General features: G+C 65.1%; 17 protein-coding genes and 1 tRNA gene. 11 read left to right on the plus strand and 7 right to left on the minus strand.

Annotation, left to right across the window (positions count from 1 at the left end):
- Nucleotides 1–22: 22 nt before the first annotated feature.
- Nucleotides 23–460 carry a ComEA family DNA-binding protein gene (locus SRU_RS06280; RefSeq protein ID WP_118828833.1) on the minus strand — a complete coding sequence of 146 codons (438 nt, stop codon included), beginning with the start codon at nt 458–460 and terminating at the stop codon, nt 23–25.
- 185 nt (nt 461–645) lie between these two features.
- On the opposite strand from SRU_RS06280, the gene recO reads away from it, so the two are divergent.
- From recO to SRU_RS06295, 3 genes are all read left to right on the plus strand, one after another.
- Nucleotides 646–1,428, plus strand: a complete 783-nt coding sequence (recO, locus tag SRU_RS06285) for a DNA repair protein RecO (RefSeq protein WP_011403930.1) — start codon at nt 646–648, stop codon at nt 1,426–1,428.
- A gap of 109 nt (nt 1,429–1,537) precedes the next feature.
- The gene (gene lexA / locus SRU_RS06290) at nt 1,538–2,188 is read left to right on the plus strand and encodes a transcriptional repressor LexA (protein ID WP_011403931.1); all 651 of its coding nucleotides are present in this window, start codon (nt 1,538–1,540) and stop codon (nt 2,186–2,188) included.
- Nucleotides 2,189–2,245: 57 nt separating this feature from the next.
- Nucleotides 2,246–2,872, plus strand: a complete 627-nt coding sequence (locus SRU_RS06295) for a class I SAM-dependent methyltransferase (RefSeq protein WP_043552180.1) — start codon at nt 2,246–2,248, stop codon at nt 2,870–2,872.
- A 216-nt stretch (nt 2,873–3,088) separates the two neighbouring features.
- Here the strand turns inward: SRU_RS06295 and SRU_RS06300 are convergent, their stop codons facing one another.
- Nucleotides 3,089–4,540, minus strand: coding sequence for a DASH family cryptochrome (locus SRU_RS06300; RefSeq protein ID WP_011403933.1), 1,452 nt, complete (start codon nt 4,538–4,540; stop codon nt 3,089–3,091).
- Nucleotides 4,541–4,624: 84 nt separating this feature from the next.
- A complete protein-coding gene (locus SRU_RS16030) occupies nt 4,625–4,786 on the minus strand; it encodes a DUF2256 domain-containing protein (protein WP_081580681.1) in 162 nt (53 codons plus the stop codon).
- 247 nt (nt 4,787–5,033) lie between these two features.
- Between SRU_RS16030 and SRU_RS06310 the strand changes: the two genes are divergently transcribed.
- Nucleotides 5,034–5,106: transfer RNA gene (locus tag SRU_RS06310), tRNA-Ala, on the plus strand.
- A gap of 91 nt (nt 5,107–5,197) precedes the next feature.
- Here SRU_RS06310 and SRU_RS06315 read toward each other — a convergent pair.
- From SRU_RS06315 to SRU_RS06325, 3 genes are read right to left on the minus strand one after another with little or no spacing between them, the layout of a single operon-like run.
- Nucleotides 5,198–5,869: an SAM-dependent methyltransferase gene (locus tag SRU_RS06315; RefSeq protein ID WP_011403934.1), complete on the minus strand. Its 672-nt coding sequence runs from the start codon at nt 5,867–5,869 to the stop codon at nt 5,198–5,200.
- Nucleotides 5,870–5,908: 39 nt separating this feature from the next.
- Nucleotides 5,909–9,040 carry an efflux RND transporter permease subunit gene (locus tag SRU_RS06320; protein ID WP_011403935.1) on the minus strand — a complete coding sequence of 1,044 codons (3,132 nt, stop codon included), beginning with the start codon at nt 9,038–9,040 and terminating at the stop codon, nt 5,909–5,911.
- Nucleotides 9,041–9,088: 48 nt separating this feature from the next.
- Nucleotides 9,089–10,450: an efflux RND transporter periplasmic adaptor subunit gene (locus SRU_RS06325; protein WP_118828834.1), complete on the minus strand. Its 1,362-nt coding sequence runs from the start codon at nt 10,448–10,450 to the stop codon at nt 9,089–9,091.
- 286 nt (nt 10,451–10,736) lie between these two features.
- On the opposite strand from SRU_RS06325, the gene SRU_RS06330 reads away from it, so the two are divergent.
- A complete protein-coding gene (locus tag SRU_RS06330; RefSeq protein ID WP_011403937.1) occupies nt 10,737–11,348 on the plus strand; it encodes an IMPACT family protein in 612 nt (203 codons plus the stop codon).
- Between the two features lie 99 nt (nt 11,349–11,447).
- Here SRU_RS06330 and rnhA read toward each other — a convergent pair whose 3' ends face one another.
- Nucleotides 11,448–11,894, minus strand: coding sequence for a ribonuclease HI (gene rnhA / locus SRU_RS06335; RefSeq protein WP_162892276.1), 447 nt, complete (start codon nt 11,892–11,894; stop codon nt 11,448–11,450).
- Nucleotides 11,895–12,070: 176 nt separating this feature from the next.
- On the opposite strand from rnhA, the gene obgE reads away from it, so the two are divergent.
- From obgE to SRU_RS06365, 6 genes are all read left to right on the plus strand, one after another.
- Nucleotides 12,071–13,090 carry a GTPase ObgE gene (gene obgE, locus SRU_RS06340; protein WP_011403939.1) on the plus strand — a complete coding sequence of 340 codons (1,020 nt, stop codon included), beginning with the start codon at nt 12,071–12,073 and terminating at the stop codon, nt 13,088–13,090.
- On the plus strand, nt 13,087–14,253 hold the full coding sequence (dprA, locus tag SRU_RS06345; protein ID WP_011403940.1) for a DNA-processing protein DprA: 1,167 nt from the start codon (nt 13,087–13,089) through the stop codon (nt 14,251–14,253). Before obgE ends, dprA begins: the two co-directional genes overlap by 4 nt.
- Nucleotides 14,254–14,450: 197 nt before the next feature.
- Nucleotides 14,451–15,587, plus strand: a complete 1,137-nt coding sequence (locus tag SRU_RS06350; protein ID WP_118828835.1) for an aminotransferase class V-fold PLP-dependent enzyme — start codon at nt 14,451–14,453, stop codon at nt 15,585–15,587.
- Between the two features lie 125 nt (nt 15,588–15,712).
- Entirely contained in the window at nt 15,713–16,843 is a 1,131-nt protein-coding gene (locus SRU_RS06355) for an RluA family pseudouridine synthase (protein ID WP_183956865.1), read from the plus strand.
- A gap of 266 nt (nt 16,844–17,109) precedes the next feature.
- The gene (locus tag SRU_RS06360) at nt 17,110–17,610 is read left to right on the plus strand and encodes an HNH endonuclease (protein WP_011403943.1); all 501 of its coding nucleotides are present in this window, start codon (nt 17,110–17,112) and stop codon (nt 17,608–17,610) included.
- A 118-nt stretch (nt 17,611–17,728) separates the two neighbouring features.
- Nucleotides 17,729–18,253, plus strand: coding sequence for a hypothetical protein (locus SRU_RS06365; protein WP_013061725.1), 525 nt, complete (start codon nt 17,729–17,731; stop codon nt 18,251–18,253).
- Nucleotides 18,254–18,320 lie beyond the last annotated feature (67 nt).

An 18,320-nucleotide genomic window follows, 5' to 3' on the forward strand; every position in this document is an offset into this window, starting at 1 on the left:
ACAGGAGGGCGCGCCCGGTTCGCTATTTGGAGGCGCTGTCGGGGGCCGTGACGCGGACCATTGGACGGAGGGTCGAAAGGGTCTTTGGGCCAATGCCCCTGACGCGCTCCAGCTCGTCGACGCGTTGGAACGGGCGCTGGGTCGACCGATACGTCACGATCCGCTCTGACAGGGCCGGTCCAATTCCCGGAAGGGCATCCAAGGCCTTCGGCGGTGCCGTATTCACATTGAGGGGCTGCTCCGCGGAGGGGGACCGTGGCCCCGAAGACGCCAACGACGGGGGAATCGAGTCTGTTGGGGACGGGGCGACGAGCGAGTCGGCGGCCACGGGGGGAATCTGTTGCTGCTGCAGGTGGCGCACCGCGAGGCCGAACAGAAACAGCACCGCCAGAGCGAGAATGGCAAGCCCCTCCTGACGGGTAATGGAGAGCCGCTGTTGCAGTCGGTAGAGCCAAACCATGGCGGCGACGAACCTGTGGAGACATGCACCACGCCGTGCCCTTTCGGGGAGGAAGACACATGCGGAGGCGGAACGTAACGTGTGTGGCTCGGGAGGGGCGGGCCGCCAGCCCGGATTCTGCCGCCGACGCGCGGTCGTCCCCCGAACAGGGATCGTGCCCCCAAACCTGTCAGCATCTCGTGACCATGGCACAGCGTTCAATTGTCCGGACGAAGGCCGTCGTCCTCCGGAGCATCGACTACGGCGAGACGAGTCAGATTGTGACCCTCTTCACGCAGGAGAAGGGCAAGCTCGGCGTGATGGCGAAGGGGGCCCGGCGCCCCAAAAGTTCGTTCGGGGCGACCCTGCAGCCGATGGCCTACACGCAGGTGGTGTTCTACCACAAACCCTCCCGCACGCTACAGACCCTCAGCGAGAGCAGCCACGTGCAGTCGTTCCACCGTCTCCGTGAGAAGCTGCCGACCATCACGGTGGGGCTGCGCATCGTCGAGCTGGTCGACGCCCTGATGGAGGAGGAGGACCCGCAGCCCGCCGCCTTTGCGCTGGTCGTCCGGGCCCTTCATCGACTCAATATCGCGGAGGCGCGGGTGAGCAACCTCTGGCCGTACGTGCAGCTCCAACTGGCTCAGATCCTGGGGGTGGCACCGGCCGTCGATCGGACACGGGTGGAGGCCGTGACCGGGGACGAGGGGCTCCTTTCCCTTGCGGACGGAGGGGTGTATCCGGCGGACGGGACGCCGGACCAGCCGAAGCGAGCCTCCCGGGCCGCCCTCCGGGCCTACGCCGTCTGCGCCCGTGCCGATCTCGACACCGTGATGCGCCTGACCATGTCCCCCGCCGTCCGGCGCGAAGTGGAGGCCCTCGTGCGTGACTTTCTGCGGTATCAGTTCGACGACGCCTATCCGGATCGGAGCCGCTCGGTCATTGCGCAGATTGAGGGGGCGAAGCCGACCGACCGGGCCACTTGACCTTTTCCGGCGTTCTGGATACCCTACTGTGTGAAATATGTGGCCGTCTCTGCTCCCGTAGAGTACGCCGGCACTTCATTCATCAGCTGAGCGCCACCGCCTCTCCGCTATGGGTCGGAAGAAACTCACTGCCAAGCAGCACGAATTTCTGCAATTCCTGATCGATCACACCCGGGAGACGGGGGTGTGGCCGACCTACCGGGAGATCATCGATCACTTCGGCTACAACTCCCCCAACAGCGTCACCCAGAACCTGAAGGCGCTTCACCGCAAGGGGCACCTTACACGGGACGACCAGGGCTACCACCTCGCCACGCGCTACCAGGAGCAGGAGGAACCGGGCATCCCAGTCAAGGGCATCATCTCGGCCGGTACGCTCCAGGAAGCCGTGGAGGCGGACCTGGGAACCATCACGCTCGACATGCTCTTCCCGAACCTGGACCAGATCTTCGCGATTCGGGTGTCGGGGCAGTCCATGCGGGGGGCGAACATCCGTGATGGCGACTACGTGCTGCTCATTGATGAGGACATCCCGGAGGGGGGGATCGGTGCGGTGCTGTACGACGGAGAGACCTCCCTAAAGCGCGTGCACCACGACGACGAGGGCCTCCGCCTAGAGCCCTGTAATCCGGAGTACGACGACATCCACATCCAGCCCGATGTGTTCGAGGAAGTGACCATCCTCGGGCGCTATGTGGGCCACATCAACGACGAGGGCATTCATAAGAAGAGCGGCCAAGGGACTCCGGCGGTCCGCTAGCGCCCCGCGAGTGCCTGTGCACACCTCCGATTGCTTCGATCTCACACCTTTGCGTTCATGAGCGACCTGCCGAACTGGAGAGACAATCTGCGCCGCGAGGGGGGGCACTGGGACGACGGCCGCTGGTACGACATCCATCTTGAGCGGCGGCTTCCGCAGGCCGTTCCGATGCTCGAAGAGTTGGCCATGGCCCTTCCGCCCCTGCCGCCCGGCGCCACCGTCTGCGACCTTGCGTGCGGCACCGGCAATGCGGCCGCGACCGTGCTCGATGCGTATCCGCAGGTGGAGCTCGTGCTGCTGGACGAAGACCCGGACCTGCTCTCCATCGCACACGAGAAGGTGGGGCAACTCACGCGCAACGCCGAGCCGCTGCAGGTGGCCGTGCCCTCCGACGGGGCGCCGCTCCCGGGCGGGCCCTACGACCTCGTCGTGGCCTCGCTGGCCCTCCACGCCATCGTGGGGCACGAGGTGGATCCGGCAGAGGCGGAGTCGCGCTACGAGCTGCTCTTCCGCAGCGTCCTTGAGCCCCTACGCCCCGGTGGGCACTGCCTCATCGGCGACCACGTTGGTACCCTGCCGCTCTATCCGCAGCTCAAGGCCATGGAGCGTGCCGGCTTTACGGAGGTCGACTGTGCGTGGCGCCAGGACGACTTCTTCGTAGCGGGCGGCCGAAAGAGCCCCTGAGTCGGTGAACAGGCCACGGCGGGTGGCGCAGGCGTTTCCTGCAGGTAGCCGTTCGCGGGGCTTGCCGGGCTCGGGGGGCTCCTTCCGTTCGGAAACTGCCGTGCGAAGGAGGGGATGCAGTGAGGGACGATGGGGGCGGCCCCTGTCGGTGTAGAGCCTGTGGCTTCCCGGAACAAGACGAGGAGGCGGAGCGCGCGACGTGCGAAGACTCTGTCCTCAACCGCGCTCGTTCCGAATTCGCTGGTACGTCTTGTCCAGGTCCACGACGGGTTTCGGATAGTCGGCCCCGAGGACGCAGCCGTACTTCTTCTGCTGCTCGTGACTCATGCGGTTGGGCTCGTGCACGTACTTGTCGGGCACGTCCGCCAGCTCGGGGAGCCAGTAGCGGACGTATTCGCCGTTCTCGTCGTAGCGCTTCGCCTGCTTCACGATGTTGAAGTACCGGGCCCGCGGGTCATTGCCCACCCGGGAGTTGTAGGCCCAGTTGCCCCAGTTGGAGGCCACGTCGTAGTCCACGAGGCGCGACTCGAAGTAGGCCGCCCCCATCCGCCAATCCAGCTTCAGGCTCTGTGAGAGCATGCTGGCGACATTCTGGCGGCCCCGGTTGGACATGTAGCCGGTTCGGTTGAGCTCCCGCATGTTGGCGTCGACGAACGGAATGCCGGTCGTGCCGGCGGCCCACCGCTCGAAGGACTTGTCGTAGTAGCGCCAGTCGATGTCGTTGCCGTTGATGCCACCGGGGCGGAAGAGGCGCTCGCCGGCCTTCCACGTGACGTAGCTGAAGAAGTCGCGCCAGATCAGCTCAAACTTCATCCAGTACGTCGACTTGTTGTCGACCCGTTGGTCCTCGTAGCGCTCCACCTCCTCGTGGATCTGCCGGGGCGTAATGCAGCCGTGGGCGAGCCAAGCACTGAACTTCGCGGAGTAGTTGGCCCCGAGCAGGCCGTTGCGTGTGGCCTTGTACTTCTTCAGAAAGTCCCCGCGCCAGATGTATTCGTCGATGCGGTCGTGCCCGCGGCTCTCGCCCCCGCGGAAGGGGAGCACGCCCCGCTCGTCGACGGTCCCGTCGTCGTCGAAGCCGAGCTCGTCGAGGGTCGGGATCGACCCCGGATTGAGGTCTTCAGGCAGGGGGAGCAGCGAGTCCGGCGCGTCCAGGGTGGGCCGGACCGTGCTCTTTTTCTCTACGGCCTTTCGAAAGTTTGTGTAGACCTTCGGAATGTCATCGGGGCCGTCGAAGGGAACGTCGTCGATGTGGTAGAGCGTCTTTCCCCAGAAGAAGCCGGGCGTGGCGCCGGTGTCCCGGAGCGCATCCTCTACGGCCGTCTCCACGTCCTCCTCCTCGCCCCCGATCTCCTGGAACTGAAGCACCTCGTTGGCGCCGGTTTGCCGCACGAGCTCCGGCAGGATGTCCTCGGGACGCCCCCCACGGACCACGAGATCCGCCCCGAGGTCCTGAACCGAGTCCCGCAGATCCTGCACGCTTTCGCGGAGAAAACGGGCCCGGATGGAGCTCATCTTCGGCAGGTCGAACATCGTCGTGCCGAAGTGACGCGGGTCGAAGCAGTAGACCGGAATGACCTGGTCGTAGTGGTCGGCCGCGTAGCGGAGAGGGGCGTGGTCGCGCACGCGGAGGTCGTTCCGAATCCAAACGAGGGCGGTTGAAAGCACGGTGTCGGTACGGTGGACTGGTGAGGGTCGGTGTGACGCACGCCGAAAGAAGAACGGGCAGGGACGTCCCGGGACGCCTGCGCGCTACTCCTCCTTGGCCCAGGGGATGTGGTCGCGGTCCTTGTTGCGGCGGCAGCGTTCGCTGCAGTACTTCACGTTTTCCCAGTCGTCCTCCCACTTCTTGCGCCACTCAAACTCGCGATTGCACACGGGACATGTTTTCGTGGGGAGATTTTGGTGACTCATGGCACGCGGACGCTTGTGTCTGAGAATATCGTTCGGGCATACGGTCCCGGCGAAAGGGCGTGCCTGAGCGGTGGGGCTTCTTACACGCTCGTCAAGACCGGCCGACTTCGCACGGTTCTCACGACATTTCGGCCGACGAGCGGATGCAGGCACGCGCCGCACAGGAACAGACGCAAAAAAGGGACCGTATTTGCCCGTGTCATACAAAAGAGGCCAGCGGCAATTGCCGCTGGCTGCCTGTCTGTCTGGGGCCATAGCTCAGCTGGTAGAGCGCTGGAATCGCACTCCAGAGGTCCTGGGTTCGAATCCCAGTGGCTCCACTTCTTGTTCGCAACCCGGGCGCGTCATGCGAGACCCCCGCTTCTGTCTTCAGGCAGGAGCGGGGGATTGCTATGTATGAGGGAATGGGCGCTACTCTTGTAGGTGGGCGGGAATCTCATCGGGAATGGTCCAGAGGTACAACACGTCCCCGTCCACGGTGACCGTCGAGTCGGGCTCCCAGCCGTTCATGTCGAAGCTGTGGGAGACCACCCGCGTCCCCGGGTCGAGCTGCTCGAAGAGCATCGGACGAAGCCTCAGGTTGACCTCCGGGAAGAGGTACATCGTCACGACGGTCGCGTCGCTGAAGTCGGCCTCGAAGAGGTCCTGGTGCCGAAATTCCACCCGGTCGCTCACCCCGGCGAGCTTGGCCCGCTTCCGGGCCCGCTGGACGAGGTCGGGCTTGATCTCGATTCCGACGCCGCGGGCGCCGTGTTGCTTGGCAGCCGCGATGGGGACGCGCCCGTCGCCACTGCCGAGGTCGTACACCGTGTCGGACTCCGTGACGCCGGCGAGCTCGAGCATGCCCTCGACCGTCTTCTCGGGGCTCACGACGAAGGGGACGTCGGCATCGACCGTCGAGTCCACGATTGAAGGGGACGTCGCGGGCGCAGGGCCCTGCACGGCCGAGGTGTCCGGCCCACGGGTCGACGATGGATCCGGATCCTGCGCACAGCCGGCGAGGGGAAGGAGTCCGGCCCCCACGAGACTGCACACGAGGAGCGGAACGACCAGTGTGCGCGCGAAGGGAGAGGCGGGACGCATGGTTGAAGGGCAGCCAAGGGAGGGAACGCGAGTAAGATGCTACGCCCGCCGCGGCTGCACCGTGGAATCGGGAAGCCAGGACCAGTCCGGAAGCTTCGACCGCACGGTGCGGGCCGTCAGTTCGAGGCTCACGTAGGCGACCGGAATGAGCAGCAGCGTGATGAGCGTCGACGCCGTGAGTCCCCCGATGACGACTCGGGCAAGTGCGGCCTGAATCTCTGCTCCCGCCCCGATGCCCAACGCCAGGGGCACAAGGCCCAGCACGGTCGTGAGCGTGGTCATGAGGATTGGACGCAGGCGCAGGCGCCCCGCCTCGGCCACGGCCTCCGTAAGCGGAAGATCCCTATCGCGCCGCATTAGATTGATGTAGTCGACCAGCACGATGGCATTGTTCACCACGATGCCGATGAGCATGACAAACCCCATCACGCTCTGAATGTTGACGGTGGTGCCGGTGAAGACAAGCGTAGGCAATACGCCTACGAGAACGAGCGGGACACTGAACATGACGATGAGCGGGTCCAAGAACCTCTCGAACTGACCGGCCATCACCATGTAGATGAGCACGAGCGCCATGAAGATTGCGATGAGGAAGTCGGTCTGCGCCTTCTGTTGCTCGCGATACTGGCCCCCGAAGGTGACTGAAAACCCCTCGGGAAGGGATAGGGTGGAAACTTTCTGCCGGGCCCGATTAACGACCTCTCCGAGGACGGCGTCGCTGGTCAGGTTGGCTGAGATATAAGTAACGCGCTGCCCATTAATGCGCTGAATCTCAGTCGGGCCGCGGCCGCGCTGAGTGGTCACGAGTGTCGAAAGAGGAACCGAATTTCCGTCTGGCGTCTGAATCGACACATTATCCAAGTCCTGTACGGAGAGGCGATCCTCGGGGCGGAGGCGGACAGTAATGGGAAATTGCTCGCCGCCGGTGCGGTACGAGGCGGCCCGGCTGCCGCCAAGATTTGTCTGGACCGCTCGCGCCACCTCCTGGGTTGTGAGGCCAAGAGACGAGATCTTGTCCCGTAGAAATCGGATGTTCTGTTCGGGCTGCCCCTCGCGTCGCCCGCTGCGAGCCCCGGCCACACCCTCTACGGTCTCGAGTTCCTGTTTCACGCGCTGAGCAAGCTTCTGGGCCTGCTCAAGATCATACCCGCGGAGTTGAACCCGTAGGGCTTCGTTTCCACCCCCCACGCTGAAGACGCGGCGCAGGATCCAGAGGCCCGACTGGGCGCTCACACGGAGGTCGGCCCCCGGAACCTTTCCGACCACCTCCGACCGGATACTGTCGGCCAGCGCGAAGGTGTTGATGGAGCGTTCCTCGGCCGATTTTAGCTGCACCTCGACCTCCGCCCCCCAAGGCTGTACCTGCTTGGCAAAGTTCTCAACCTCGTCCTGCGGGAGCATCGGCTGGACCCGCTGCTCCAGCTCCTCCAGGTACTTCATCACCACGGCGATATTGGTACCCTGTGCCATCTGCATATCGACGTCGATCTGATTGGCGTCGGTCTGCGGTGCCAATTCAACGGACACGTAAGGCCAGAGCAACAGGGCCCCCACTAGCAAAGCCCCTGTTGCACCGAAGACCAGCCAGCGGCGCTGTAGCGCGGCACGGATGGCGTCGGAGTACTGGTTTTCAAGGCTTGCAAAGGCGCGCTGGAACCAGGACTTGGATGTGTCCTCGGCGGCATCCCCTTCGCCAGCATCGACCGTGAGGAAGCGACTGGCCATCATCGGCACCAATGTAAGCGCCACCAGCAACGAGCAGGCCAGGGCGAAAACCACAACCAGCGCGAGCGACTGAAAGAGAGAGGCTGTCGTGGTGCGAGCGAAGACGAGCGGAAGAAAAATCACGGAGGTCGTGATCGTCGAGGCCAGAATGGCTCCCGCCACCTCGCGGGTGCCCATGGAGGCAGCCTCGCGCAAGGATCGGCCGTTTTCCTCTCGCTGTCGAATGATGTTCTCCAGAACCACAATTGCATTGTCGACGATCAGGCCCACCCCCAGGGCCAGCCCCCCGAATGTCATCTGGTTCAACGTGAGGTCGTTGAAGAACAGCAGGGCGAACGTCGCGATGATCGAGATGGGAATCGACAGCGCGATGATGAACGTCGTCGATCCGTTCCGGAGGAACAGGTACAGCACCAGAATGGCCAGGAGAGAGCCCCAGATGGCCGAGCTCTGGACGTTGTTGATCGACTTCCGGATAAAGTCGCTCTGATCGCTGACGACGGTTAGATTCAAGTCAGAACGCGTTTGATTGACGCGCTTCACTTCTTCTCGAACTCGGTTCGCAACGCTTACGGTGTTAGCCCCGCTCCGCTTCTGGATGTCGAGACGGAGCACCGGAATCCCATTTAGTTCCGCGATCCGGCCGAGGTCCTCGTATCCGTCAATGACTTCGGCCACGTCCTGCACCCGCACAGGTGTTCCGTTGGCCGTGGTGACGACGGTGTTGCGGATCTCATCCAGCGACTCGTACTCCCCCTGTGTACGGACGTAGAGGTCCTTCAGGCCCTCCTTCACGTTGCCCCCCGGAAGCGCCACGTTGGACGAGGAGATGGACTGCTGCACCTGCGCGGCCGACAGGTCGTAGCTCATGAGCCGCTCCCGATTGAGGTTGACCTGAACTTGCCGGTAGATCCCGCCCTGCACGTTGATCGTACCGACCCCGGGAATCTGCTCGAATTGCTTGCTCAGGTTGCGCTCCATCAACCGGGTTAAGGAGGGCAGATCGCGGCGCGACTCCACGGAGATGGAGACAATCTCCTGGCTATTGGGGTCAAACTTCCGGATGCTGGGCGGTTCGGCCTCCACCGGCAAGTCATCCCGAATGCGGTCGAGGGCGGCCCGGACGTCGTTGGCGGCAGCGTTGAGGTCGGTCCCCTGCCCAAACTCCATGTTCACGCGGCTCGACCCCTCAGAGGACTGAGAGGTGATCCGCTCGACGTTTGACACGCTCGAGACGGCGTTTGCGACCGGGTCGGTGATGATCTGCTCCATTTCCTCGGGCCCCACGTTCGGGTAACTGGTCGTGACCGACACTTGGGGATACTCGATCTCGGGAAGCAGGTCTACCGGGAGATAGTAGAAACTCACGGCGCCCACAACAATGACGACGAGGAACGACATCGTCGTCGCAACGGGACGCCGGATTGAGGTATCGTAGAGAGCCATGGGAGAAGAAAGGAGAGATAGAAAGAAACTTGCGGGAGAGGAGAACGATCAGCTCCCGGTAGACGACTGAGCAGAGTCACTGGAGGTCGAGTCCTCGCCCCCAAAGCGCTGCTCCGCGATGCGCTGCTGGCGCTCGAGCACGTCGTAGAGCAGGTCTGTGTCCTGGAGTCGCTGCAGCGCCATCAGCCGCGACCAAGACATCGGACGCACGCGGGCATCCACCCGTCCCTGCCCGGCGGCGCTGATCTGGTTTTTGCCTACGGTCACGACCCAGTCACCAGGCTCGACACCTCGAATTCCAGCGGTCTGCTGGCCTTCCGCGACCACCTCAACCTTGCGGAAGGTGGTGGGGGTCGGTGGCGTGAGCGGGGGCGGATTGTCGGCGTTGAAGTCCTCGGGCACATCGACAGGGATTTCCGTTCCCAGTGTTGGGGCCACGAAGACGCCGCGGGCATTCGAGCCGGGGTTCTCGTAGAGGGCGCTGAGGGGGACGATCGTGGCCCGTTCGCTCTCCCCGTAGGCCACGTCCACTTCCACGAACATGCCGGGGTTTAGAAGGCGAGGGTCGTTTGAGACTTCGATCACGGCCTCGGCGCTGTAGGACTCCTCACTCAGAAACGGCGACATGCGGGCGACGGGCGCCACAAGAACAGTATCTTGCTGGGGTACGTGAATGCGTGCCGTCTGCCCGGGACGAATGCGCCCAAACATCCGGTCCGTTACCTCCACATTCACCTTCACGGAGTCAAGGTCGCCGATGGTGTAGAGGCGGGTGTCGGGGCCCACCCGCTGGCCCACCTGCACGTTGCGCTGCCCCACATGTCCACTGATGGGGGCGCGCACGACGGTTCGGCGGAGGGTGGTCTCCCGTTCCTGAAGGGTGGACTCGGCCTGTTCCACCTGGGCCTGGGCCTGCTCGTAGGTCGCCTCGGCCTGCTCCACTTGGGCCCGCAGCGATTCGAGCTGCTGCTGGCTCTCAAAGTCCTGATCGGCGAGGCGTTCGGTCCGTTTCAGCTGGGACCGAAGCCCGCGAAGGTTGGCCTGGGCGCCCTGCGCCTCCGCCTTGGCGGTCCGGAGGGCGGCTTCCGCCTGTCGAACCTGTTGCTCGTAGGTGACGCGCCGGAGGCGCACGAGGGGCTCGCCCTTCTCCACGTAGTCGCCCGTCTGTGCCTCCACGGCGACGACCGGCTGGCTCAATTCCGAGTAGATGGCCGTTTGGTTGCGCGCCCGAACCGTGCCGCTCATCCGTTCCTCCAGCGGGAGGGTTCCGTCGCGGGCCTGCACGGCCTCCACGGAGGGGGGAGAGCTGTTGCCCTGTCCCCGGCGGGAGGCGTCTCCCTCGCCGGAGGACGAGCCACAACCGCTTAGCAAGAGGAAAAACGTGAGACCGACGAAAGCCAACCGGGCCATGAGTGGATGCGGAGGAACTGGGAAAGGGATGTAAAAATAATACCGAATGGGCGCCGATGATGTGCCCCCCTAGCACCGGGGATGGCAGCATCGTTGCGCTTGTAGGAGGGTGCCTCTCTGGATCGAGAGGGCATACGCACCCGTCCATTCACTGCAGGTTTCTGGGCCGTCGATCAGTTGCACGACTGACGGTTCCAACTACACCTCGGCGCCGCGGAAATCAGACGGTTCCGCTTCGGAGAGCCGCCTGGGGGGGTTGCCTTTCATGCACGCTGGCCCATAGGTCATGACGGACACGTATCACACCCTTGACGGCTCGGGGCGGGCCGAGCACACCGTCGACGGGTCCCGGTTCCTGGCGGAGGCGGCCGCGGTGGCGAGCCGGGCGGCGGCCGAAGAGACAATTGCTGCCGTCCGCGCCCGGGAGCACAAGGCCACCCACCATTGTTCGGCGTACCGACTGGGCGTGACCGGCGACACGTTTCGGTACGACGACGATGGGGAGCCGAGCGGCACTGCGGGCCGGCCCATCCTCCGTCAGATTGACGCGTGCGATCTCACAAACACGCTCGTCGTGGTGACGCGCTACTTTGGCGGGACGGAGTTGGGGACGGGAGGCCTGGCACGGGCCTACGGCGACGCCGCGGCCGCGGCGCTGGAGCGAGCGGACAAGGTCGAGCGCGTCGTGCGGACGCCGCTCCGGATTCGGTACGACTACGACGACACTGCCCCTGCGGAGCGGGTGCTCCGGCAGTTCGACGCGGACGTGCGGGCCAGCGAGTACACCGACGTGACGACCCTGACCGTTGGCGTGCGACAATCAGAGGTGGATGCGTTCGTTGACGCCTTTACGAATGCCCTCTCCGATCGCGGCGACGTGTTGCGAGTTGGGCGTTGAGGGTTGGGCGTTGAGCGTTGAGGATTGGGCGTTGCGCAAGTGTGCGCATTTTTTCCACCCGTGCCCCCCCTCCCGCACTCAACTCCCGCGCCCCCACGCTCACTTATATTGCTCCATCGCGGCCACGGCCAACTCGTCGGCCATAATGTTCAACTCGTCGTCGGCGTGGCCCTTCACCCAGACCCAGTCGACCTCGTGCCGGTCCGCCTCCTCGAGGAGCGCCTTCCACAGGTCCTGGTTCTTGACGTCGTCGTTCGAGGAGGTCTGCCAGTTGTTGTCCTGCCAACTGTCGAGCCATCCCTCGTTGAACGCCTTCGAGAGGTACTCGCTGTCGGTGTGGAGCGCGACCCGACTCCGGTCGTCGAGGGCCCGGAGCGCCTCCAGGGCGGCCGTCAGCTCCATCCGGTTGTTGGTGGTATGGGGCTCCCCGCCGGTGAGCGGATCGGTGGCGTCCGAGTCGTCGTCGGGGAGGAGGATGGCGGCCCAGCCGCCGGGCCCCGGATTCCCGCTGCAGGCGCCGTCGGTGTAGATGGTGACCTCGTTCATAAAGCCGAAAAAGCAAAAGAGAGAGCGAATGCTTTCAAACGTACGCGGCGGGGCCGGACAGGTCCAGGACCGCGCCGAAAAAGCCCCGTGAAAACCTTGAGTGCAGGGCGGGCGTAAAGCAAAACCACGCACTTCCAATTCTAGACCAACCCGGGACTCATCCCTTCGGGCCCAGCATGAAGTTTCTTGATCAGGTCGATCTCAGGGTAAGCAGTGGCGACGGCGGCAAAGGCGTCGTGGCGTGGCGCCGGGAAAAGTATGTCCCCAAAGGCGGCCCGTCGGGGGGCGACGGGGGAGACGGGGGCTCGGTGTACGTGGAGGCCGACGAGAACCTCTACACGCTGATGGACCTGAGTCACAACACCCAGGTCTTTGCGGAGGACGGCGAGCCGGGGGGGCGCCGCGAGCAGACGGGGGCTTCGGGCGAGGACAAGGTCATTCGGGTGCCGCCCGGAACCGTGGTGAAAACACAGACGGGGGAGGTCCTCGGGGAGGTTGTGGAGCCGGGCCAGCGCATCTGCGTCGCCGAAGGGGGACAGGGGGGACGGGGCAACGCCTTCTTCAAGTCGAGCACGAACCAGGCCCCCCGCGAGTCGCAGCCGGGGGAGCCCGGCGAGGAGCGCGATCTGACGTTCGAGCTCAAGCTGATGGCGGACGTGGGGCTCGTCGGCTTTCCGAATGCGGGGAAGAGCACGCTCGTGTCGTCCGTGTCGGCCGCGGAGCCGGAGGTGGCGGACTACCCGTTCACGACGCTCACCCCCCAGCTGGGAATGGTCTACGTGAGCGAGTACGAAACCTTCGTGATGGCCGACATTCCCGGCATCATCGAGGACGCGCACGAGGGAAAGGGCCTCGGGCTCCAATTCCTTCGCCACATCGAGCGCACGTCGGTCCTATTGTTCGTCATTCCCATTACGTCGCAGGACCTGGGCGAAGAGTACGAGGCGCTCCTGCACGAGCTGGAGTCCCACGAGGCCAGTCTTCTCGACAAGCCCCGTGTCGTGGCGCTGTCGAAGATTGATATCCTGGCGCCCGACGAGCGAGCGCTGCTGCCCGACGTGGTCGCCGATGAGTTTCCGGACGATGTGCCCCTCCTTCCGATTAGCGCCGTGGCCGACGTGGGCCTCGACCAACTGAAGTACACCCTCTTCGACACCGTCCACTCCACGCAATCGGCGGACGCAATCGACGCATGAGACTTCCCCTGCCGGACGACGACGAACCGCCCGGCCAACACCAGGCCAGCGACCAGCGGGCCCTGATCGGCCTCTCGCTCGTGTCGGGGGTGGGGCCCCAGCGGCTCCGGGCCCTCCTGGCCGCCTTCGAAACCCCCACTGCGATCTTTCGGGCCTCGCGGTCGACCCTGACGCAGGTGGACGGGGTGGGCGACCAGACTGCCGAGGCCATCCTCACGTTCGACGACCGGGCGGCCGTGCGGCGGGAAATGGAACGGGCCGACGATTTGGGGGCGTCGCTCGTCTCGCCGTGGGATGCGCGCTTCCCCGATCGCCTCCGCGAAATCTACGACCCGCCCGCGTTCCTGTGGATGCGGGGCACGCTGCCCGAGGACGCCCGCCCGATGGTGACGGTCGTGGGCACCCGCCGCTGCACGGACTACGGGCGGACCCAGGCGCATCACTTTGGGGCCGAGCTGGCCCGCCGCGGCTTTACCGTGGTGAGCGGGCTGGCCTACGGCATCGACGCCGCCGCGCACAAGGGCGCGCTCGACGCCGGCGGCCGCACGGTTGCGGTCCTCGGATCGGGCGTTGGTCACATCTATCCAAAGAAGCATACGGCCCTCGCGGAGCGGATTGCCGAACACGGGGCGGTGCTGTCCGAGTACGGGCTCGACGCGGAGCCGGACGCGCCCCACTTTCCGGAGCGGAACCGCATCCTGAGCGGGCTTGCCCTGGGCACGCTCGTGGTGGAGTCGTACGCGGAGGGGGGCGCGCTGATTACAGCCCGCCTCGCACTGGAGCAGAACCGGGAGGTATTTGCCGTGCCGGGCGCCATCACGAAGGACTCCAGCCGGGGGACCAACCGGCTCATCCAGAACGGGCATGCCAAGCTGGTGATGGAGGTCGACGACCTGCTGGAGGAGCTTCCGGCGGTCGTCGTTGATGATCCTGATACGGTGGATGCGGAGACGGTCTCGTCCGGGGCTGGGCGCGATCCGACGGAAGAGCTATCGGGCGAGGCGGAGCGGCTCTACGACGCCCTGTCGGAGACCCCGGTCCACATCGATGCGCTGTGCGAGGAGACGGGGCTCTCTCCCTCGGAGGCCCTGCCAACCCTTCTTGAACTGGAATTTCAGGGGTGGGTGCGCCAGTTGGCGGGGAAGCAGTTCCGTCGCTCGTAAATTGGTGCTGTTTCGTCTCCTGTGTTCCGTGTACAGTACCGGACCTGACTCCCTGCGCCGGTCACGCCTCGCGCGTCACAGCGACGAGTGTCATGACGGCGAGTGTCACAACGACCAGCAGGCCGAGATGCGGCGAACGCCGGCGGGGGAGAACACGTGGTAGTGTCGCTGCTTCTCGTAAAGGGATCCCGCTCTCCATGACCCCCGAAGCGCTCCGCGAGCACTTCCCCCACACCGAGCACCAGACGTACCTCAACCACGCGGCGGTGAGCCCCATGAGCCGGCCGGTGCGCGAGGCCATCGACACGTACGTGGGCGAACGGCACGGGGCCGATCCGGAGGCGCCCGTCGAAAACTTCGAGTCCTTCCTGCCCGTGATTCAGGAAACGAAAGACCGGGTGGCGACGGTGCTGGGCACCGAATCGAGTCAGGTCGAGTTCGTCCCCAACACCTCGACTGGCCTCAACGTGCTGGCCCGTGGGTTCGATTGGGAGCAAGGGGATCGCGTCGCGGTTCCTGACGGCTCATTTCCGACCAACGTCTATCCCTTCTTGAATCTGGAGGCGGAAGGTGTGGAGGTCGATTTCGTGCCGACGGAGGAGGGGGCGTACACCGTCGACGACGTGGAGGACACCCTCCGGCCCGAGACGCGGCTGCTGAGCGTCTCCTGGGTGCACTTCCTCTCGGGTTTTCGGGCCGACCTGGAGGCGCTCGGCGCGCTGTGCGAAAAGCACGATGTGCTCTTCTGTGTGGACGCCATTCAAGGGCTCGGGGCCCTACAGGTGGACGTGGAGGCGGCGGGAATCGACTTCCTGACCGCCGGCGGGCACAAGTGGTTGATGGCCGCGCAGGGGATCGGCGTGCTGTACTGCGACGAGGCGCTTCAGGACGACCTCCGGCCGCCCACCGGCTGGCTCCACGGGCCGGTCGACTGGGCGAACCTCGACGACTATGAGCTCACGTTCCACGAGGACGCCCGCCGGTTCCAGACCGGCACCCTGAACAGTGTGGGCGTGGCGGCCCTGCACGCGGCCCTCGGCCTCTATCTGGACGCCGGCCCGGAGTGGTGTGAGGAGCGCGTGCTTCGGCTTTCCACAATCCTTGCGGACGAACTGAGCGACCGCGGACTGCCCCGCTACGGCACCGATGCCCCGGCCCACGCAAGCGGCATCGTGACGGTCGCGCCGGACGCCCCGGAGGCCCTGCTCGAACACCTGAAGACACACGGCATTACCGGGGCGGTGCGCAACCAAAAGCTCCGGCTCGCGCCGACGTATTACAACGATGAATCTGACCTCGGCGCCATTCTCGACGCTGTTGACTCGTTCCGGTGAGAGGAAGCACGGACGAACGGTCGTTGCTCCGTGGTGCGTGACGCGTGATCGGCGAGCCGCCCCCGTTTTCATGTTTCACTATTCATGCTTTACGCTTCACGCACAGTAAGGACATAGGGCAGGTCATGACACAGACGCCGGACGCATTTGACCCAGCCGACTACGAGGCCGACGTCCGTCGGGAGGAGAACGTTGTTGAGGTGGTTGTGCCGGAGACCGAAACCGGTGGGCCGCGGATCGACAAGTACCTCACGCGCTTTTACCCGGAGGCGTCCCGCACCAAGATCCAGCGCGCGATCAAGAAGGGCCACCTGAAGGTGAACGGGACGGATGTCAAGAAGTCGTACGGGGTGGAGCCGGGCGACGAGATCGTCTTCCGGCTCATCCGCAAGCCGCCGATGCAGGCCGAGCCGGAGGCGATTCCGCTCGACGTGGTCCACGAGGGCGACGACCTGCTCGTGGTGAACAAGCCGGCGGGCATGGTGGTGCACCCGGCGCCGGGCCACCGGTCGGGCACGCTCGTGCACGCCCTGCTGCACCATGTAGACGGGGGCGAGGTGGCCGCGGACGACGAGCGGGATGAGGTGTCGGAGGACGAGGTCGGCCTTTCCCTGGTCAATGCGCTACCGCAGTCGCCGGACCACCCGGTCGTGCGCCCCGGCATTGTGCACCGGCTCGACAAGGGGACGTCCGGCCTGCTGGTCGTGGCGAAGCGGGGCCGGGCCCACCAGCCGTTGGCCGAGCAGTTCAAAGCCCATACGGTGGACCGGCGGTACCGGGCGATCGTCTGGGGACGCTTCGCCCCGTCGGATGGGACGATCGAGGGGGCCATCGGGCGGGATCCGCACCACCGGCAGCGGATGGCCGTGGTGCCCGAGGACGAGGGCAAGTGGGCCCGGACGCACTACGAGACCGTCGAAACCCACGCGCACACGTCGGTCGTCGAGTTCGAACTGGAAACGGGGCGGACCCATCAGATTCGCGTCCACGCCCGCGCCCAGGGGCACCCGCTCCTCGGCGACCCGAAGTACGGCGGGCAGCGGGTCCGGTACGGGACGCAGAGTGGGACCCGTCGGACCTTTTACGACCAGCTCTTCGAGACCCTGCCTCATCCCGCGCTTCATGCATATCGTTTGGGCTTCGACCATCCCACCACGGAAGAGCGCCTTCGCTTTGAGGCCGATCCCCCGCCGGCGTGGCGCCGCGTCCTGCGCGAGTTGAGACAGGAGGAGGGAGCAGGGACGACGGACCCGTGACCCAGGCTTTACGAAAAGAGAAACGTTACAGGCCTGCGGACTTACGGGGCATCTCGCGGGGAAACAAAGGGCCCCACCCTTTGATACGGCATCGTGAACTTTTGGCTCTGCTTGCAGCGTTGACATCCCGAATAATCACCGGGCATGCCGGTGGAGGCTCTCCTCTTCCGAACTGATTCTACACAGGTCGTGCCACAGGTCCGTCCCGTCCCCACCGAAGTGGGGCGTGAACGACAGTCCTGCACTGCACGGGAGGCTCGTTGCCGATGAACGGGCATGTTCTCGTGCTAAACCAGGACTACAGCGCCCTCACCGTCTGTAGCGTGCAGCGGGCCGTCGTGCTCATGCACCTGCAGAAGGTACACCTCGTGGAATCGGCGGACGATCGGTACGTGCGTTCGCCGAGCGTGGAGCTGCCGTGGCCGAGCATCGTGCGCCTGAAGCAGTACGCCAACGTCCCGTACAAGCGCGTCATGCTCTCCCGCAAGAACGTCCTCAAGCGGGACCGCAACACGTGTCAGTACTGCGGGGCCCAGAGCAACCTGACCATCGACCACGTGGTGCCCAAGTCTCGGGGCGGGCGCGACACGTGGGAGAACCTCGTGGCGGCCTGCGTCACCTGCAACAACCAGAAGGGAGACTCGACGCCCGAGGAGGCAGACATGGAACTGGCACGCCAGCCGTTCCGGCCCAGCTACGTGATGTTTCTGCGGGACTTCGCCGGTGAGATCGAGGACACCTGGAAGCCGTACCTCTTTTTGTCATAGAGCGGGCCAGGGGCGACTTTTCATGCACAATCCCCGACGCCCCCCGATCGACTGTAGGCCGCCACCGTACAGACCCATTCCTTACTTCATTCCCTCTCGTTAGGTCAACTCGCTTCCGATGATCCGCTGGATTGCCCGTGCTGCCTGGCTTGTCCCCGTCCTGATGGTGGTCCTGTCGCTGCACCAGGGGAAGGTGGCGTACGACCTGCACAGCACCAAGACCCAGGGCACCACGGCCACCGCAGAGGTCCAGACGGTCCACGCCTCAAACCGGACGCAAGTGACGTACGACTACGTGAGTCTCCGCGTCCCGATGCCCGACGGCTCCACGCTCACGCGAGAACGGCTCTCGCTGCCTCACGGCATCGTGCCCGCCCTCAAGGGACGAGAGACCCTGCAGGTGCGGGTGATGTCGGGGGGCAGCCGGTCCATCGTGGTGACGGAGGCCATCAATTCGACACCGGTCGTGGACACCCAAATCCGGATCGCCGGGATCAACGGCCTCATGAGTTTCGGGGCGGCTCTGCTCTTCGGCATCGTCATTTGGTTCTGGAACCGAAGCCTGCGCCGGGACGGGGACCCGGCGGAACGCGGACTCACGGAGGCCGACCCCAACCATCCGGCGCGGCAGGTGGTGCGGTAGAATATGAACCACGAGACAGAAGCGCCGAGCCCCGCGATAGGGACTCGGCGCCTCTGCGCGTGGAGGT

This window comes from Salinibacter ruber DSM 13855 (genome assembly GCF_000013045.1).
In the GTDB taxonomy this organism is placed as follows: domain Bacteria; phylum Bacteroidota; class Rhodothermia; order Rhodothermales; family Salinibacteraceae; genus Salinibacter; species Salinibacter ruber.

Bases quoted from the DNA above. Each gene is read 5' to 3' on its own strand.
- SRU_RS06280 (WP_118828833.1), bottom strand. From the start codon at position 460: ATGGTTTGGCTCTACCGACTGCAACAGCGGCTCTCCATTACCCGTCAG.
- recO (WP_011403930.1), top strand. From the start codon at position 646: ATGGCACAGCGTTCAATTGTCCGGACGAAGGCCGTCGTCCTCCGGAGC.
- lexA (WP_011403931.1), top strand. From the start codon at position 1,538: ATGGGTCGGAAGAAACTCACTGCCAAGCAGCACGAATTTCTGCAATTC.
- SRU_RS06295 (WP_043552180.1), top strand. From the start codon at position 2,246: ATGAGCGACCTGCCGAACTGGAGAGACAATCTGCGCCGCGAGGGGGGG.
- SRU_RS16030 (WP_081580681.1), bottom strand. From the start codon at position 4,786: ATGAGTCACCAAAATCTCCCCACGAAAACATGTCCCGTGTGCAATCGC.
- SRU_RS06315 (WP_011403934.1), bottom strand. From the start codon at position 5,869: ATGCGTCCCGCCTCTCCCTTCGCGCGCACACTGGTCGTTCCGCTCCTC.
- SRU_RS06320 (WP_011403935.1), bottom strand. From the start codon at position 9,040: ATGGCTCTCTACGATACCTCAATCCGGCGTCCCGTTGCGACGACGATG.
- SRU_RS06325 (WP_118828834.1), bottom strand. From the start codon at position 10,450: ATGGCCCGGTTGGCTTTCGTCGGTCTCACGTTTTTCCTCTTGCTAAGC.
- SRU_RS06330 (WP_011403937.1), top strand. From the start codon at position 10,737: ATGACGGACACGTATCACACCCTTGACGGCTCGGGGCGGGCCGAGCAC.
- rnhA (WP_162892276.1), bottom strand. From the start codon at position 11,894: ATGAACGAGGTCACCATCTACACCGACGGCGCCTGCAGCGGGAATCCG.
- obgE (WP_011403939.1), top strand. From the start codon at position 12,071: ATGAAGTTTCTTGATCAGGTCGATCTCAGGGTAAGCAGTGGCGACGGC.
- dprA (WP_011403940.1), top strand. From the start codon at position 13,087: ATGAGACTTCCCCTGCCGGACGACGACGAACCGCCCGGCCAACACCAG.
- SRU_RS06350 (WP_118828835.1), top strand. From the start codon at position 14,451: ATGACCCCCGAAGCGCTCCGCGAGCACTTCCCCCACACCGAGCACCAG.
- SRU_RS06355 (WP_183956865.1), top strand. From the start codon at position 15,713: ATGACACAGACGCCGGACGCATTTGACCCAGCCGACTACGAGGCCGAC.
- SRU_RS06360 (WP_011403943.1), top strand. From the start codon at position 17,110: ATGAACGGGCATGTTCTCGTGCTAAACCAGGACTACAGCGCCCTCACC.
- SRU_RS06365 (WP_013061725.1), top strand. From the start codon at position 17,729: ATGATCCGCTGGATTGCCCGTGCTGCCTGGCTTGTCCCCGTCCTGATG.